Genomic DNA, 1,422 nt, shown 5'->3' with positions numbered 1-1,422 from the left:
ATAATTACCAGGGATCTCATTAAAAATTATAGTAATATATTTGGCCTTAATATGAAAGGCATAAACTCCTTAGAAATGAAGAAAAAAATGATGGTTTTAGGAGTTGTGTGCCTTTTTATTGGCTATAATGCTTTTGGCCAATCGACCTTTAAAGAAAGTGTTCTGGATGAGGAGCCTTATTTTGCGCTGCATAATGGCCGCTTAAACGATTCTCTTTTTTTAAGAGATTTATGTATACTGAGACATTTTGGGAAATTTGATGGTGTTGATAGTTCTCTTTTAAAAGCGCCTGTTCTCGCCAATATGATGATTGAACAGGTGAGGGCCGGGAAAGCAGCTACTTATCGCACCCTGATTGAATACATTACTGATTTTAAGACGACAGAAGCTTACAGGCAGTTTACTGAAGGAGTACAATTATTAAAAAAACTACAGGATAAAAAGGTAAACCCTGCAAATTGGGAAGAAGATAAATTATTGTTTGTTCGGATGGGATTTACTGAAAGTGATCTTGATGATTTTAAAAATTATATTTCTGAACCAGGGAAGAGTGAGTTCACCTACAAGCAGGCCTATGCTGCGTATATGAAGGAAATAGAAGCCTTGTCGCCAAAACCTAAAAAGAGTAAATAGCAACATCCTAATTCTTACACCCTATTGGGTTGACCTGAAATTGTTTAAAAGGAGTGATGTGCCACTGCCTAAAATTGCACCTGCAGCAACATCAGTGGGATAATGAACACCGAGATACATTCTGGAATAACCTACCGATCCAGCCCATAGAAAAGCCGGCGCGATGACATACCACTTAGGGTAAGCAACTGATAAAGCCGTGGCTGAAGCAAAAGTTGTAGAAGTGTGACCAGAAGGAAAGGAAGAACTGGAAGGCCGGGAAACAGGCACTATCTTGATATTTTGGACAAAAGGACGTGGTCTTTTAACCAGTTGCTTTATAAGTAGTGTCAGTCCATAGGAGATGGCTGTGCTGCTGGCAACATACAAAGAGTTCTGTCTCATCTCTTTATTATTTCCTATAACTCCACCAATAAACAGGCCTGCTGGAATTCCAATTTCTCCATATTTGAAAGTATTGGAAAGGAACATCATGGTCCCTGTTTCTCCTGGGCTGCGGTGGTCTGCCAGGTGGACCATGATGCGGTCATCGATTTGTGGCGTTTTTATTTGCGCGTTAGAAATAAAAGAAATAAGGTTTAAGCTGATTAAGCAAAAGGAGAGGTACTTGTTCTTTAATTTTAGCCGCGCCATGATTGTTTTAGGAATTAGTGTTGAATAAAGCTACTGTTTTTTATTAAAAACGTAATAAAGAGAAGTCGTTAACCGTTTTTATAATATGGTCAGAATATCATTCAAATGTTAAATTTCTGTTAAATTTAATAGTGTAACTTGTACACTATGTAAAAG

The 1,422-nt window shown here is 37.8% G+C and carries 2 protein-coding genes; one reads left to right on the top strand and one right to left on the bottom strand.

Annotation, left to right across the window (positions count from 1 at the left end):
* The coding region (locus DBR11_RS25940) for a hypothetical protein (RefSeq protein ID WP_233260917.1) at positions 1-633 on the top strand (633 nt) is incomplete at its 5' end.
* Between the two features lie 21 nt (positions 634-654).
* Here the strand turns inward: DBR11_RS25940 and DBR11_RS25935 are convergent.
* Positions 655-1,266 (bottom strand): phosphatase PAP2 family protein, encoded by a 612-nt coding sequence (locus tag DBR11_RS25935; RefSeq protein WP_108555471.1) that lies wholly within the window; start codon positions 1,264-1,266, stop codon positions 655-657.
* Positions 1,267-1,422 lie beyond the last annotated feature (156 nt).

The organism is Pedobacter sp. HMWF019, assembly GCF_003061025.1.
Classification (GTDB): Bacteria; Bacteroidota; Bacteroidia; order Sphingobacteriales; family Sphingobacteriaceae; genus Pedobacter.
Note: the sequence above shows the minus strand (reverse complement) of the source record. Positions and strands in the feature narration are given on the sequence as shown.